General features: G+C 40.6%; 9 protein-coding genes. 4 read left to right on the forward strand and 5 right to left on the reverse strand.

What is annotated here, in order from left to right; all coding sequences use genetic code 11:
- Positions 1-175 precede the first annotated feature (175 nt).
- The 3 genes from P0077_RS03720 to P0077_RS03730 all read left to right on the forward strand — a co-directional run bounded on the left by P0077_RS03720 (position 176) and on the right by P0077_RS03730 (position 4,596).
- The gene (locus tag P0077_RS03720) at positions 176-2,575 is read left to right on the forward strand and encodes a TonB-dependent receptor (protein WP_276167820.1); all 2,400 of its coding nucleotides are present in this window, start codon (positions 176-178) and stop codon (positions 2,573-2,575) included.
- Positions 2,576-2,625: 50 nt separating this feature from the next.
- Complete coding sequence (locus P0077_RS03725) at positions 2,626-3,771, forward strand: PepSY-associated TM helix domain-containing protein (RefSeq protein WP_276167821.1); 1,146 nt, start codon at positions 2,626-2,628, stop codon at positions 3,769-3,771.
- 240 nt (positions 3,772-4,011) lie between these two features.
- A complete protein-coding gene (locus P0077_RS03730; protein WP_276167822.1) occupies positions 4,012-4,596 on the forward strand; it encodes a helix-turn-helix domain-containing protein in 585 nt (194 codons plus the stop codon).
- Positions 4,597-4,599: 3 nt separating this feature from the next.
- On the opposite strand, the gene P0077_RS03735 is transcribed toward P0077_RS03730, so the two are convergent.
- The 4 genes from P0077_RS03735 to P0077_RS03750 all read right to left on the reverse strand — a co-directional run bounded on the left by P0077_RS03735 (position 4,600) and on the right by P0077_RS03750 (position 12,480).
- Positions 4,600-6,414, reverse strand: coding sequence for a metallophosphoesterase family protein (locus P0077_RS03735; protein ID WP_276167823.1), 1,815 nt, complete (start codon positions 6,412-6,414; stop codon positions 4,600-4,602).
- A gap of 5 nt (positions 6,415-6,419) precedes the next feature.
- Entirely contained in the window at positions 6,420-7,490 is a 1,071-nt protein-coding gene (locus P0077_RS03740; protein ID WP_276167824.1) for a phosphatidylinositol-specific phospholipase C1-like protein, read from the reverse strand.
- Positions 7,491-7,608: 118 nt separating this feature from the next.
- On the reverse strand, positions 7,609-9,354 hold the full coding sequence (locus P0077_RS03745; protein ID WP_276167825.1) for a RagB/SusD family nutrient uptake outer membrane protein: 1,746 nt from the start codon (positions 9,352-9,354) through the stop codon (positions 7,609-7,611).
- Positions 9,355-9,402: 48 nt separating this feature from the next.
- Entirely contained in the window at positions 9,403-12,480 is a 3,078-nt protein-coding gene (locus P0077_RS03750) for a SusC/RagA family TonB-linked outer membrane protein (protein WP_276167826.1), read from the reverse strand.
- 481 nt (positions 12,481-12,961) lie between these two features.
- Between P0077_RS03750 and P0077_RS03755 the strand changes: the two genes are divergently transcribed.
- Entirely contained in the window at positions 12,962-13,993 is a 1,032-nt protein-coding gene (locus P0077_RS03755; RefSeq protein WP_276167827.1) for a serine hydrolase domain-containing protein, read from the forward strand.
- Between the two features lie 482 nt (positions 13,994-14,475).
- Here P0077_RS03755 and P0077_RS03760 read toward each other — a convergent pair whose 3' ends face one another.
- The gene (locus P0077_RS03760) at positions 14,476-15,399 is read right to left on the reverse strand and encodes a PorP/SprF family type IX secretion system membrane protein (protein WP_276167828.1); all 924 of its coding nucleotides are present in this window, start codon (positions 15,397-15,399) and stop codon (positions 14,476-14,478) included.

Consider the following 15,399-nt stretch of genomic DNA (forward strand, 5'->3'; position numbering starts at 1 on the left):
GGCTTCAACTTCAGTTTTTGGAGGTATATATCTTGAAATGAAATCGATTTAGCAACACAAAACCAAGCAGTTATATTTTACTATTTAGATTTAATATAAATAATTTGGCAAATTGAATGTTGGTAGATACATTTGTCGAAAATCCAGCTATCTATATTAAGTCTAAATAAACTTCATGAAATATTTTATATCCTGCTTAACCCTACTGTTGCTGTCTCACTATAGTTTTTCACAAAGCCCCACACTCCGTGGAACCGTAACCGACAACAACAATGCTCCATTAATGGGCGTAAATGTGCTTATCAAAAACACCTTAAAAGGTACCCAAACCGATGATCAAGGTGCTTTTGAAATCAATAGCCTTTCCAATGGTGATTACGTCCTTTCCCTTTCATATATGGGTTTTAAGACCCAAGAAGTTAAATTCTCCATTACGGACCATCAAAGTGTAGACCTCCCTACCATTGTGCTGTACGAAGGAAATGAAATCTTAAGCGAAGTTATTGTAGAAGCGCAACGCCGCAACAAGTTCTCGCGAAAAGAAACGGCCTATGTCTCTAAAATGCCGTTAAAGAATATTGAGAATCCGCAGGTATACAACACCATTACCAATCAAATACTGATTTCCCAATCCGTAAACACCTTTTCAGATGCTTTGGCAAATGCCGCCGGTATCTCGCAATTGTGGTCCTCCACGGGCCGTAGTGGCGATGGTGCAGGGTATTATTCTAGCCGTGGTTTTGCAGTGCAGCCGCAATTGGTAAACGGTGTGGCCGGTATTACCAATGGTTTTATCAACCCGTCTAACGTAGAACGTGTTGAAGTGATCAAAGGGCCGTCCGGAACTTTATTCGGTAGTACAGTTACCTCATATGGCGGTCTCATAAACATCGTTACCAAAAAACCGTACAATAGTACCGGTGGAGAAATAACGGTATCCGGAGGTTCCAATGATTTTGCAAAACTGAATGTAGACGTTAATATTTCCGATGGTGAAAAGCTATCCTTTCGTTTAAACGGCGGTTTCCAAAAAGACAATAGTTTTCAGGATGCCGGGTTTAAAAAGTCGGTTTTTATAGCGCCTTCGCTTTCCTATAAGGTGAACAACAAGCTCTCGCTGAACTTTTCCTATGAAGCCTCGGGCAACGAACAGACCAATGAAACTTTCTTGTTCTTAAACCGATATGGTCCTCTAGCCTTTAATTCTATTGATGATCTCAACTACGACACCAATTTATCCTTCACCAATAATGATGTGACCATAGACAATATTACACAGAATTACAGGGGAGAAATCGCTTGGAAAATAACGGATAACTGGTCTTCCCAAACCCTAATTGCCGGCGGTCTGGCAAAATCACTGGGGTATTATACCTATTTATGGAATTTTGCCGATTACACGGACCCGGCCGCTCCTGTAGGGACGGAGAATTTTAGTTTGAACGTACAGGACACGGACTCCAGAACAAAGACCTTAAACCTACAACAGAACTTTAACGGCACCTTTCACCTAGGCGATCTAGAGAACAAATTGCTGGTAGGTTTTGATTATTTGGATTCTAAAATTATTGATAACAGCTCTAATTGGGGCTATCTGCATTCCATAAACCTGCAGGGCGACCTTATCTATGGTGAACCGGAAATCAGTGCCGAAAATTTACGTACTGCTTTGTCCGGTTCCGGAAATGTGGATAGTGATGTGCGACAGAATATATTTGGTGCGTACATCTCCGATGTGATCCATATTATACCTTCCTTATCCGTTATGGCCAGTGTACGTTATGACCGATTTGATTACGAAGGCGACCAGCAGACCGATACGGACGATGACACCGAATATACGGAGTCTACTTTCTCTCCTAAATTCGGGATTGTTTTTCAACCTATTCTTAATGAACTGTCCATTTTTGCCAATTACCAAAACGGCTTTTCTTATGTAAATCCACAATACATTACCGACTTTGCCACGGGCGATGTTACCTTACAATCGTATGACGTGGAAGAAGCGAACCAGTTTGAAGTTGGGGTGAAATCCAGTTTATTCCACAATAAATTAGAGGCCACGGCCAGCTATTACAACATAAACGTAGACAATAAATATTACTGGGCAACGCAAACACAAGACCTAGAAATCAACAGTCAGGGTATTGAACTTGAAGTAAATGCCAACCCCATTGAAGGTCTAAACATCCACACCGGTTTTAGTTACAACGATTCCGAAATTACAGATTCACCTTCCGCCCCAGGTTTAGAAGGCAATAGATATGGCGAATCCGGTCCGGAAATCACCTATAATTTTTGGACGGACTATAAGTTTCTTAAGAACTTTGGTGTAGGAGCCGGATTTAATGGTGCTTCGGAATATGATACCATGACAGATTACAAATCGGTTACGGGTAGTTTTTACATCCCTTCGTATACCATTGTCAATGCATCGGTATATTATGAAACCGATCGTTACAGGTTTAGCATTAAAGGTAATAACTTAGCGGACACCTCTTATTATTCCGGTTGGAGTACGGTAACGCCACAACAAAGAAGAACGATATTAGGTACGCTCAGTTTTAAATTTTAAAGTACGATTCATAAAGGCAACCCCAGTGGGTTGTCTTTAAAATTACAGGTATGACTTTTAAAAAATTCGCATTTCAATTACATAAAATCTTAGGTCTAACCACAGGTATTGTGGTCTTTATTGTGGCCATAACCGGTTGCTGTTGGTCCTTTAGAGAAGAAATTGAAAGTACGTATGATCAGTATAAAAAAGTGGAACCGCAGAACCAAGCTATCCTAACGCCCACCCAAGCCAAGGAAATTGCCCAAAATGTTCTCCCAGATCATCATGTTCACGGTACGCTCTTTAAAAAGGCAGATGATGCCGTGGAGGTTATTTTTTACGACGCGGAACCGGAGTTTTACCAGAGTGTATTCCTTAATCCATATTCGGGAGAAGTGATACAGGTAGATGATCATCTGACCGGATTTTTTGCCTTTATTTTAAAGGGACATATGCGACTGTGGTTGCCCAAAGAAATTGGCGAGCAAGTGGTAGGTGCCTCTATTCTGATTTTCATTTTTATTATCATTTCCGGATTTATTATTTGGCTTCCGAAAAAGCGCAAAAACTTAAAACAGCGTCTAAAATTCGATTGGAAAAAGTCCACGCGCTGGAAACGCAAAAACTTTGATTTGCACACTGTAGTAGGGTTTTATATCTGTTCCCTGGCCTTGATTTTGGCCTTCACCGGTTCTATGATGTCCTACAATTGGTTGATGTACGGCGTATATAAATCCATAGGTGGAGATAAGGAAGCTGCTTTTATTATTCCTGAAAATACCAGTGAACCGTTAACGGACAGCACAGCAAAACCCATGGATAGGTTGATTGTAAAGTTGATGGAAGAATCTCCAGAAGCAACTGCCTACGAACTGCACTACCCTAGTTCTGAAAACGAAAGTATCTACGTTGAAGTCTCCAATAGTGAAAGCTTGTTCTACGATGCCGATTATCGGTTTTTTGACCAAAACACGCTAGAAGAAATAGAAACACCCAGCATTTACGGCAAATACAAAAATGGCAAAATAGCTGATAAGATTTTGAGGATGAACTATGACATTCATATTGGTGCCATAGGTGGTCTTCCCGGAAAAATCATTGCCTTTCTAGTAAGCCTTTTAACGGCGACCCTACCTGTAACGGGCGTACTTTTATGGTACGGCAGGAACTATAAGAAAAAAGAAAATAGGACCGCCATTCTTCAACAGAGTTAAGTCACTTTAACTTACCAACATCAAACCTAACCTATTGCACGAAGTTTGATATAAACGAACTCATTATCCATCCGATAAATAATGGGCATGTACTTAGGTGTGCCCAAAATTACATACTTTAACTGCCCTAACACCTGATTTTAAACTGTTACGGCAGAAATGACGGCTAAATGACGTTAGCAAGACGCAAGGTTTTACTTGGATTCAAAATACTTTTACACCAAACAAAATCATAAAAAAATGAAGGACGAAAGTTTAGCAACAAGGGTAAAAGAAATGCGAAGTCAACAGGGTATGACCCAAGAGGAATTAGCCGAAAAATCAGGACTAAGTTTAAGAACTGTACAAAGAATTGAAAACAATGAAACCGAACCAAGAGGCGATTCCCTAAAAAGATTAGCAATCGCTCTGAACACCACTCCTGATGATATCATAGATTGGAAAATACAGGAAGACAAAGGCTATTTGATTTTGATGACGGTTTCGGCCGTTGGATTTCTATTTTTTCCAATCTTAGGAATCATTCTTCCCCTTATATTTTGGGTGCTCAAAAAAGATAAAATAAAACATGCAAATGAATTGGGAAAATCCATCCTCAATTTTGAAATCACCTGGACGCTCCTATTTTTCCTGTATATATTCTTGACCGTTTCTGCAATTTTTAGCGGGATACTCCAGCGCATATCACCTATAACAATGCTATTCTTTTACATGCCTCTAGGACTGTTATACCTTTATAACCTTGTTATTATCGTGGTAAATGCCATACGCGTATCACAATCGAAAAAGGCCAAATTCATACCCGCTTTTAAGATGCTCAAATAAAAGTCAGTTCCGCAACAGTCCCCCTGTTTTTAAATCGATACTAAAATTAACGGCAGGCTCTCCTTCCATCTGTTTTTTGAAGATGACGGCGAATTGTTTTAGGGCTGTGTTTTCAGTGTGCTCAGACCACTTTTTCAATACAAACCGGTACCCTTTTAAACGTTGGGAATCCATATCTCGTTTGGCGAGTTCATCTCCGTTTTTAAACTTGTAAAAGTCAACAATAAGGTCCATTCCTTGCCAAGATGAGAAATCTTCTATGGTCAATTCTTCTTTTTGAAGCTCAGCCTTAATTTTTTCTTCGGAATTTGAAGCGGTCAAAAGCTCCCAACCATTATGGTTGAGCAACTGCTGAACGAGTTCTTCCGGCCAATCGCTAGGTAAGAATCGTAAGCGTACCAATTCTTGCAAGTGCGTTTTGGTATAGTCTAAATACGATGCCGTGGAAAGGATATCCTTTTCCCATACCTCATCGTCAAAATGAGAAGCTAGAAAATCATGTTCCCTTTCATACGCACCAAAGAAAGTATCGTACCCTTTTACCTCATCCAGAACCACGGTTTCCACCTCCATTTGAGTCGGGTTCTTGATGGTTATAATTTTATACGCGGGCACGTAGGCCGCCAAAGACGGACTCTGAATATTTACCAACGTATTTCCTTTTTTAGTGGTGAACACCCCTGTATCGTTCAAATGCATATGACCGCCTACATGGACTTTTAGGCCAATATCGGCAAAGGTCTCCCCTACTAAATCCGACGGAATGCGGTGTGCTTGAAAGGCCTTTTCACCAAACAAGGCCGCAATGTCTTTGGAAGCACCGTCGTTAAAATCCACCATGGGATAATGACTATAGGCAATAAGGGTTTTTCCCAGTCGGTTTGCTTCTTTGACCACGTTTTCCGTCCAACGGATAAGATGTTTTTTGTGCGTCAATACTTCGTTGTAACCAATACCGGCACCGCTAAAACCTCCATCTTCTTTGGGCAGGTATACATTGGCGTCCAAAGCCAATAACCAAAGTCCGTCTACTGGCTCCACCACATAACTCACATCTGGCAAAAGGACCTCAGACGTCTCTAAACGGTAATTTCTACGCGCTAAATCGGAAGCTGTTTTTGCTTTTTCAAAAGTATACTCTTCAACCGAATATTCAGAAAACGGAGTGGACCAAAAAAGATAGTTCTCTTTTGGAAAAAAACCATGATTACGCAGCTCTTGCACCATATCTGCATAGCCCCATTCTTTTAAATCGGTAACCACTTGGGTGGGGTTTTGATATTCCTCGTTCGCCCTATATTTTCCCACCTCGCTCATGAGTGGCTGGGCTTTTCCGTTCGCCCCTAAAAAATCGGACTTCCCGCCTTCATCACCAAAAGGAGTGGTGGGGTCGTGATTTCCGTTAATGAGAAAGAATTCTATATCATGTTCACCAGCGTAACGGTCCAATATTTTTCTTAGCCCTTTAATATGCAATGGCTGACCATCATCACTAAAATCCCCGGGCAAAGCAATGGTTTTTATTCCTTTGGCCACCGCATCGTCCAAAGCGGCAAAAAAGGCAAAATAGTTCTCATTGAAAAGTCGCGTAGAATGCAGTTGTGCATTCATAGTTCTTAGTAACGAACTTCGGTTTTGCACACTATCGTAAATGCCTTTAAAATCGCTGTCGTCTAGGTTGGGATAGACATCGGCAAAATGGATATCCGCCATAAAAGCGACCTTAATTTCTTTCTGTGGGTTTTCCTTTTGAGACGGCTCTGTTTTGCATCCGCACAAAGCGAAAACCAACAGGTAGGGCATTACTTTTCTAAACATTCTTTTTACTCTCGGATTCTTTCGTAACTGTTGTTTTCAAAACTAACTTTAAAATCGGACTTAAAAAGCGTGCTGGGCAAGTAATAATCCGTAGTGATTATCTGTGCCCCCGATGCTTTTGCTTTTTCAAACCGATTGTAATCATTATCCCTAGCTTCCTGAGTGTTGGCATCTGCCCGCGTGCGCACCATATACCCCAAACTCACCAATTTTTTAATTTGTTCAAAACTCTCAATTGGGTCGTTTAGAATCCGGAAAGCGGCAGTTGGGTTTCCTTCTTCTTGATTGACGAACAAAGCAGCGCCCTTTAAATTGGAGTAACTGGACAAATAGGTTTCCATTTTTTTTCCACCTTCATCCAAAACAAATAAAAACCGATTCTGTACTTTGTTCAATTGCGGCCAACCTTGTTCCAAAACCGCTTCCTCTAACGTATCAAAATCACCTCGTACCAAATCAGGGGTTACCAAACGTTCCTGGGAAAAAACCGCTAAGATTTCCGCATTCAGATTTTTTAGAGCTTCCGCATCAAACGGCAATGGTTTTCTCGTATCCGGTATTTCACTGTCTTTTGTATTGATAGTGATGATAATTGGGTTATGCCCTTCGTTGGCATCGGACCATGATTTTAGCTCCTTTAAAGCCTCCTTAAACACCAATTGATGGCTTCTAAAGTCAATCTCCTGTACATGAAAAACTTTTAAACCCGGTGTTTGTAGCTTTTGCTCCTCATCAAAAGGCATGGGTTCGGCACCCGCAGCTTTCACAATTTCCAATCCTTTTGGGTTGGAATAATACCCACCTTCCGGATCATGAAAAACATCCAGTTCCAAACTGCGCAGACCTAACTCCAACTGTTCCGAAAGAGATATATGCTCATACTCCAATCCACTTAAAGCAGGGTTCTTTTGCAACAAATATTCAAACAACGGTTTTTCAATGGCCACCTTATAGCTGTTGTGGCTACCGATGACCTGAATATCCGTCATCTTAAGGTTCTCTTTTTGTTCCGGCAATGTTGTATTGACGAAAAATGCCGTCAATACCAATGAGATTAGAAGGTACATAGTTTTCATATAGATTGGATTAAGATGTGTTCTCTTTAAATTATTTTTTAGACCTTGAATTTAGTGTGAAAAAAAGCGGCAAGAAAGTTTATTTCTTGCCGCATCTTCTTTATTCCTTTAAAAGGAATTAATAGCCAGGATTCTGCACCAAAAAGCCCTGCTCACTTGAAGCTCCATCCATTGCTTTTTGAGGAATAGGGAACAACCTTTTGTTTACATCGGTATCGGTCTTACCCGTCCAGCTGTCTTCATATTTACCGAAACGTATTTGGTAGTTTCTTCTGAAACCTTCCCAATACAATTCAAATCCGGTTTCACGGAACAAGATATCCAAATCAATGGCATCCAACGGCTGTGGAATTTGCTCTGGGCGCGCAGTTCTTGACGTTCTTAAAGTATTGATATCCGCCAATGCACCTGCATTATCGCCATTTCTCAATTTCGCTTCGGCACGCATCAAATAAATCTCACCCAAACGGATCAAAACCAAGTCTACGCTACTGTTCGTACAACAGTTTGGTGCGGTGTGACTGAACTGGTATTTTGAGAAACGGTAACCTGTGTTGTGCAAACTACCTTCATCAGAAAAATCAACTTCTAGATTATGATCTACATAACGAATGTCCGCACCACTACTTCTTTTGTTGATAACCGGGTAAATTCTTACCGTACCGTCATCACAAGTTAAAACATTACCGCCTTCATCTTTTCTAGGTCCCCAAATAATACCACGGATAATACCACGGTCTACTTCAAAATCTTGTGCTTCCACACAGTAATAGTGTTCCGAATCGTTAGTAGGATTCACTCCCGTTAAATCTTGAAGCTCCTCTGGAATGATGGTATTCGTTTGAGAAAAACGCGCATCCGCATCCGCAGGATCAACAGAGCCGTAAGCATCTACCCAAGTCTGATAAAAATCAGAAGTAGCCGCTACCGCATCCGTTCCACGCGTACTTGGGAATTCAGGTCTTGGAATCTGGTCACCGGACATTGACCAGTAGGCCCAACGGCTATGCTCCGTTTGTAAAACCCCTCTTTGATCCAGCGCAAAAATAAGCTCAGGATTGGTGTTGTTATCGTCATTGAACAATTCAAAATATTCAGCGGATAACGCATACGGTCCGGAAATGATATCGCTCGTATACTCAATAACCTTATCCATATCCTCAGTGGTGAAATTTGGTGTTCCGTAAGGGTCACGATAAACGGCAGCATTCAAATACAAACGTGCCAATAAAGCACTAACCGCATCTTTATTCAAACGGCCTGGGCCTTTTTCCGTACTGATAACATCAACAACGGATAAAAGTTCACCTTCTACATAATCGATAGCATCTTGCCCTCTTAAAATTTCAGAGATTTCATCTGAACTGGTTTTCTTAAAAACGAGACCCCAGTTATCCAAAGTAAGCATATTTAAATACGCTTTCATGGCGATCATTTCGTACAAGGCCGCTTGTGCTTCGGCATCACCGGCCTCCGCTTCCGGACGTAACCTTTCTTCTGCTAAAACCGCTCTGGAAATGGTCAAAGTAATATTCGTCCAAGCATCGGATACCAAACCGTTACCGGGCGTCATAAGGTGTTGGTGGACCGCAATAAATTTACCGCCGTCAAACCAATCCGTTCCACCACGATATGGGAGAATACCTTCATCCGAAGCTACTTCTTGCAGTCCAAAATTAACGGTGTGCAGCCATACGTTTCTAAGCATACCGTATACTGGAGCGATGGATCCACTAACCACTTCGGCCTCACCGGTTCCGGTCAACGACTCATCAAGAATCTCTTCTTCTAAATCCGTACAGCTAAGAAATGCGAGCACCATTATAGCTACCGGCCATATTCTATAAACTATTCTATTTTTCATTTTATTTTGTTTTTCTAAGTGATATAAAAGCTATCGTTTGTTTTCCTTTTAGAACGTTACGTTAAGACCTACCATGAACGTTCTTGCTCTTGGATATGTAAAACGGTCGATTCCGAAAGTTTGAATTCCCCCATCCGTTGTACCTGTGTTTACTTCTGGATCAAACCCTGAATAATCAGTAATTACAAAAAGGTTTTGACCGGTTACCGAAAAGCGTATATTCTGTACGGCATTTCCAAATCCGATTTTATCCGGATTAAGATTGTAGCCCAAAGTGGCATTGTTCAATCGTAAGAAGGAACCATCCTCCAAGTAACGTGTAGAGACCGTATTAGAGTTATTAGGAGACTCACTTGGAAACTCCGTAGCAAAATCCGTACTGTTGTTGGATCTAGACAATTGTGCCTTGCTAAAAAGGGTCATAGTGGTATGGTTATAAATCTCGTTACCGGAAACCCCGTTGAAATTCAAACCAAGGTCTAGCTCTTTGTACTTAAAGTTCATGTAAAAAGCATAGATCAAATCAGGAATAGCACTACCTACAACGCTACGGTCATCATCTAAAACTTCTCCGTCTCCATTGATATCCTTAAACTTATTTAGACCATCTTCTCCAATACCATCAAATGTTAACATGTAGAAAGCTCCAATAGATTCATTGTTGATGTAGCCGTTAATGGTAGCATCCGTTTGACCGGAACCTTGAGCGGCACCTGTTGTCAAAACCGAGTATGGTGAATCTTTCACCTCATTTTGAATATAGGTTATGTTACCCCCAATGTTATACGAGAAATCTCGTGTAGCATCACTGTTGTAATCCAAGCCAAACTCTATACCTGAGTTGTGGATTTCCATATCCTCAATATTACTCCAATACGTAGATGTAGGTTCCACTGGGTCTGCAGGAACAACTTCCAACAGAATATTAGTAGACTTTTTATTGAAGTAATCCAAGGTGCCGGTCAATCGGTAATTGAAAAGTGCAAAATCGATACCCAAATCTATTTGAGTAGAAACTTCCCATTGTAAATCCGGATTTGCCAAACGTGTAAATACAATTCCGTATGGATACCCATCTATAGAAGTGGCATCGGTATCGATTGGATAGGTGCTTAAACTCTCGCCACCAGTCACCAATCTATCTTCTGCAAAACTAGCTTTAGTAATTTTTGAAGGAATTTCTTGGTTACCCGTTTTACCCCAGCTGGCACGTAATTTTAAATTATCGAACATCGAGTCTGCCATAAAAGCTTCATTACTGATGTTCCAACCCAAAGCAAACGATGGGAAGTATCCGTATTTATTGTTCACTCCAAATTTTGAAGAACCATCCGCACGGAAAGTAGCCGTAGCCAAATACCTATCGTCATAGGTATAGTTTAACCTTCCGAAATACGATTGCAATTCATTTTTTTCAGCCGCAGAACTTACTGAGGTAGGATATTCATCCGTACTCGTCTGATCTTGGTATTTCGGTTCGATGTTGTTGTTCGCAAAACCTCTGTATGAAAATATTCTAGTTTCATCTTCGAACTTCTGGTACGAATGCCCCGCTAAAACAATGAGGTTGTGCACACCTTTTTCCCAAGTGTAGGTAAGTGTATTTTCAACGAGTTGATTGGTATTGGTACTGATTTCACTTTCCAGTGAACCGTCCGAAACATTCGACTCGTTCACAACCGATGGAAATGGTCTATATTGTCTATCTCTGTTCGTAGCGGAGTAATCAACGCCAAGGTTCAGTTTGTACACAAAGCCATCTACTAGAGTTACAGATGGAGAAATACCTGCTAAAATACGGTTGTTGACGGATGTATCGCTATAAAGGTCATAACGCGCCACCGGATTCAAAGCGTTAGTGTTCAACAAGGTGGGTTCACCGTTGGTGTACGGAGCAATGGTTGGGTTTAAACTCAACATATCGCTAATGGTAGAATTGATATCCGGCCTCAAGTTTTCGGTATGGGAAGCCGTAATATTATAATCTACGTTTAACCGACCACCAAATGCTTTTTGGTTCATGTTCAGTTTACCCGAGTATCTTTTTAAATCACTGTTTTTCAAAATACCTTCTTGATCTTGGTACCCTGCAGATGCGAAGTACGAAAACTTCTCACTTGTGGCTCCGCTCATTGAAAAGTTCACGTTTTGCGAAAGTCCGGTTTGGGTCAATTCGTCCTGCCAATCGGTATTCGCTCCAAAATCTTCAAGCGTTCCACCAGCGGCAACCACCTCTCTTCTAAAATCATCGGCACCAAAAACATCTATTGTATTTGCCATAGAAGCCATAGCCGAAGACACAGAAAAGTTCATTTCGGTTTTCCCGGATTTTCCCCTTTTGGTCGTAATTACCACAACCCCGTTCGAAGCTCTAGAACCATAAACCGCAGTGGCACTGGCATCCTTTAAAACATCGATACTTTCAATATCGTTGGGGTTCAAAAAGTTCAATGGGTTGGTGGCAACACCTGTAGAGGAATTATCCAGTAAGAACCCATCCACAACATAAAGTGGCTGCGTACCTGATCGTAAACTACCAATACCCCTAATAATAACATTTTGAGAAGCACCGGGCTCTCCACTTGTGGCGGCGATGTTTACACCTGCCATTTTACCTTGTAAAAGTTCGCCTGGGTTGGCAACTACACCTTGGTTAAAATCTTCACTTTTTACGGAAGCGATGGCACCTGTAATATCCGATCGCTTTTGCGTACCGTAACCTACTACCACCACATCTTCTAATTGTGTAGCATCTGGATCAAGTTGTACGTTTAAATTGGATTGACCGTTTACGGATACTTCTTTTGTTGAATATCCTAAATAAGAAACAACAAGCACGGCATTTTCCGAAGCGTTGATGGTATAGTTACCATCAAAATCTGTGGTTGTTCCGTTGGTAGTACCTTTTTCAAGTACGGTCGCACCCGGTAACGGTGTGCCAGTTTCGTCTGTAACTACACCGGAAATAGTTTGTTGTACGGGCTTTAAACTACGGTTGGTTGTAAACACCGTACTTTCCTTGCCATTAGTAGCAAATGAATCGGAAGGACCGGCACTGAACCCCGCCCATGTTACGAACCATACCGAAGCACAGACGATTTTTGAAAATCGGATTTTTGAATACATAAATTAAAGTGTTGAATTATTTAGATTGCTCGAAATTTCAGAATCTAGGTTTATAGGTTCTTTTCTGGCGCAAAACTATTTTATTTGAAGACCGGCATTGTTAAGAGACCTTTAGCAATACATTAACTACCCTCTAACGTTTTGACCTAATGTTAGAAGATTGTTACTTTTTTTGTAGGACTTACTAAAGCAGATAAATTGCGTAGTCTTTGCTGAATCTATAAAGATGAAATGTCCTACGATTGTTTTTAGACTAAATACAAATCCTCCTATGGACATATAAAAAGGCAAAAGCGCCAATATTTAGTTGCACTTAGGGTCTGCATAAAATAAATGTACTTCGTATCTTTAAAAGGTTTTTTGTTTCATGAAATAGATCAATTAGTTAGGCCGATCAAACAGAGACCAATAACTCCCCCATAAAACACAACTAGCAACAACCAAAAGGTTCATATGTACATGTTGAACCGACCAACCTATTATGACCAAGAAAAAATCAAAACGCATCCTGCAGATCGTACTACTCGTAGGCACCATAGTTTCCTTATTCTTTGTTCCGTGGCTTTTGGTCAAGGCATGGATACTTCCTTTACCCGATTCAGTTCAAGAACAATTAGACGAAGCTGTTGACCATGGATTTGACGGAGTGGTCGTTTACGTTGATAAAGCCGGTCAACCACCTGGCTACTACGCTTCTGGTTGGCATAACCGAGATACTAAAATACCAGCAAAACCTAAAGCGCTCTTTAAGATTGCAAGCATTAGCAAACTTTATAATGTTGTAGTACTTACTAAATTGGTACACAATGGGCGTCTTTCCCTGGATAAAACCATTGCGGATTATTTACCGGACCTGAGGGGAAGAATAGAAAATGCCGACAAGATTACGCTGCGCTTAATGGTACAACACAGAAGCGGTATACCCAATTTTACGGACGCGCCTAATTTTTGGTCCGCCCCAACAGAAACTTTTGACGAAAGTCTAGCCTTGATTTTGGACAAGCCTGCCAATTTTGAACCTGGCGAGGACTATGAATATTGCAACACCAATTATCTTTTGCTCAATAAAATTATGGACAATGAGCTAGGTTATGCTAATTTTCAATTTCTTAAAGAAGAAGTTTTAGTGCCACTAAATCTTACCCACACCTACAATTCCCTAAAGGAAGTGAATTTGGATAATGTAATGAGCGGATATCACGTTGGACACCCTCTTGATTTAAAAGAAGACGGAAGCGAACACGGTATGCTGACCACAGGAGAAGATTTGGGTATTTTCTTAAGGGCGTTGAACGATGGTTCATTCTTCAAGCCTGAAGAGCAGGAGATATATGCTTCCATTTATGAGTATGAACATGGGGGTTGGATTCCGGGATACCAGAGTTTTGCAGCATATGACAAAGACAGTGATGCCGTAGTTATTGCTTTTTACAGCACCACTGATTCTGAATTGTACAATTGGAACTTATCAGAAATCATAAATAACAGGATCTTTAAAATACTTAAGAAGTAAAAAACCTATTTTGTTCAGCTAAGCATCAATGGCAACACCGTAATTTTTCGCTTAATTTTTGAGATTGTTTTTCAAGTCTGTAAAAGCGTTGTTTCTATTATTGTGTTTCTTAGTTTCCGTTGGTGTGGAGTGAAACTGGTAACCGTATCAAGAAAATAGATTTACAACGGCACCTCATGATTCAATACCCGAGTAATAAAAAAAACGGTTAATGAGATAACCATACATACTACACCCGCTAAAATATCTTCATTTGCAACGCCACGTATCAACTTTGTATACAATGCTTTCATACTACATAATTTTCTACAAAGTTCTCGCTAAATAAGTGCACACAGGCAGAAAATCGATAAACGGAGCGTGTAACCGGTTAAGGCTTATCATCTAATTACATCATCTAAAATAATATACTTTGTGCCGATTTTATTGTTTTTGAAAAACAAGAAGCCACAAAATCGGGCAGTTATCATCTTATTATAGTGTTAGAAGAAACGAGGTGACTTTAATCGGTTTAATCGAGAAATCCATTGGTAACGCAAGAATATCTCATGTGTACCGGTGTTGTAATTACCCAAACCACTTGTGGAATAATCATAGGCGTAACCGATATTGAATTGCGGTGAAATCTGCAATCCGAAAACACCTGCCAAAGAGTCGTCCCACCTATAGTTGATTCCTAAAGTGAATTTCTCATAGAACATAAAATTCGCAGATACATCTACCGAAACCGGAGCTCCTATTACCTGTTTCACAAAGAAAGAAGGCTTAAATTTTATTTGATCGTTCAAATCCATCACATAGCCCCCAATGAAATTAAAATGAATCTCTTCATCAGTGGTCTGCTCAATTTCGTTATCATAATGCTCCGATGGAAAAAGATTCGGTACCGAAAAACCAAAATAGGCTTTTTCACTATAATAGAACGCACCGACACCGATGGACGGAAACAACTTTCCTTTTATATTTTCATTGAACTGTACATCATCTTGATCTCTTCTTATACCACGCGAAAAGTCCAAATTAAAAACCCGCACCCCTGCTTTGAGTCCTAATCCGAGTCGGTCTCCCTTTCGGTTGATTACCAATTGGTGCGCGTAGTTACCATCAACATAAGTTTCTGTAGCGGGTCCCAATTCATCTTGAATCAAAGAAAGGCCCAGTCCATCAAACTTCCCAACAGGGGTATCCATTCCGAAGGTAATCGTTTTGGGCGCACCTTCTATGCCTGCCCATTGTGATCTGTACAAGGTCAATAACGTCAAGTGGCCCCTTGAACCTGCATAACCAGCATTTACACTAAGCGGATTGTATTGGTATTGCGTATACTGAGGATCTTGCTGACCCCAAACGCAATCCGTAAAGAACCACAGGCAAATGCATATTTTAAATAAATGATTTACTTTCAT

This window comes from Zobellia alginiliquefaciens, assembly GCF_029323795.1.
Taxonomy (GTDB): Bacteria; Bacteroidota; Bacteroidia; order Flavobacteriales; family Flavobacteriaceae; genus Zobellia; species Zobellia alginiliquefaciens.

Coding starts and splice junctions, on each gene's coding strand:
- P0077_RS03720 (WP_276167820.1), top strand. CDS start 176: ATGAAATATTTTATATCCTGCTTAACCCTACTGTTGCTGTCTCACTAT.
- P0077_RS03725 (WP_276167821.1), top strand. CDS start 2,626: ATGACTTTTAAAAAATTCGCATTTCAATTACATAAAATCTTAGGTCTA.
- P0077_RS03730 (WP_276167822.1), top strand. CDS start 4,012: ATGAAGGACGAAAGTTTAGCAACAAGGGTAAAAGAAATGCGAAGTCAA.
- P0077_RS03735 (WP_276167823.1), bottom strand. CDS start 6,414: ATGTTTAGAAAAGTAATGCCCTACCTGTTGGTTTTCGCTTTGTGCGGA.
- P0077_RS03740 (WP_276167824.1), bottom strand. CDS start 7,490: ATGAAAACTATGTACCTTCTAATCTCATTGGTATTGACGGCATTTTTC.
- P0077_RS03745 (WP_276167825.1), bottom strand. CDS start 9,354: ATGAAAAATAGAATAGTTTATAGAATATGGCCGGTAGCTATAATGGTG.
- P0077_RS03750 (WP_276167826.1), bottom strand. CDS start 12,480: ATGTATTCAAAAATCCGATTTTCAAAAATCGTCTGTGCTTCGGTATGG.
- P0077_RS03755 (WP_276167827.1), top strand. CDS start 12,962: ATGACCAAGAAAAAATCAAAACGCATCCTGCAGATCGTACTACTCGTA.
- P0077_RS03760 (WP_276167828.1), bottom strand. CDS start 15,399: ATGAAAGTAAATCATTTATTTAAAATATGCATTTGCCTGTGGTTCTTT.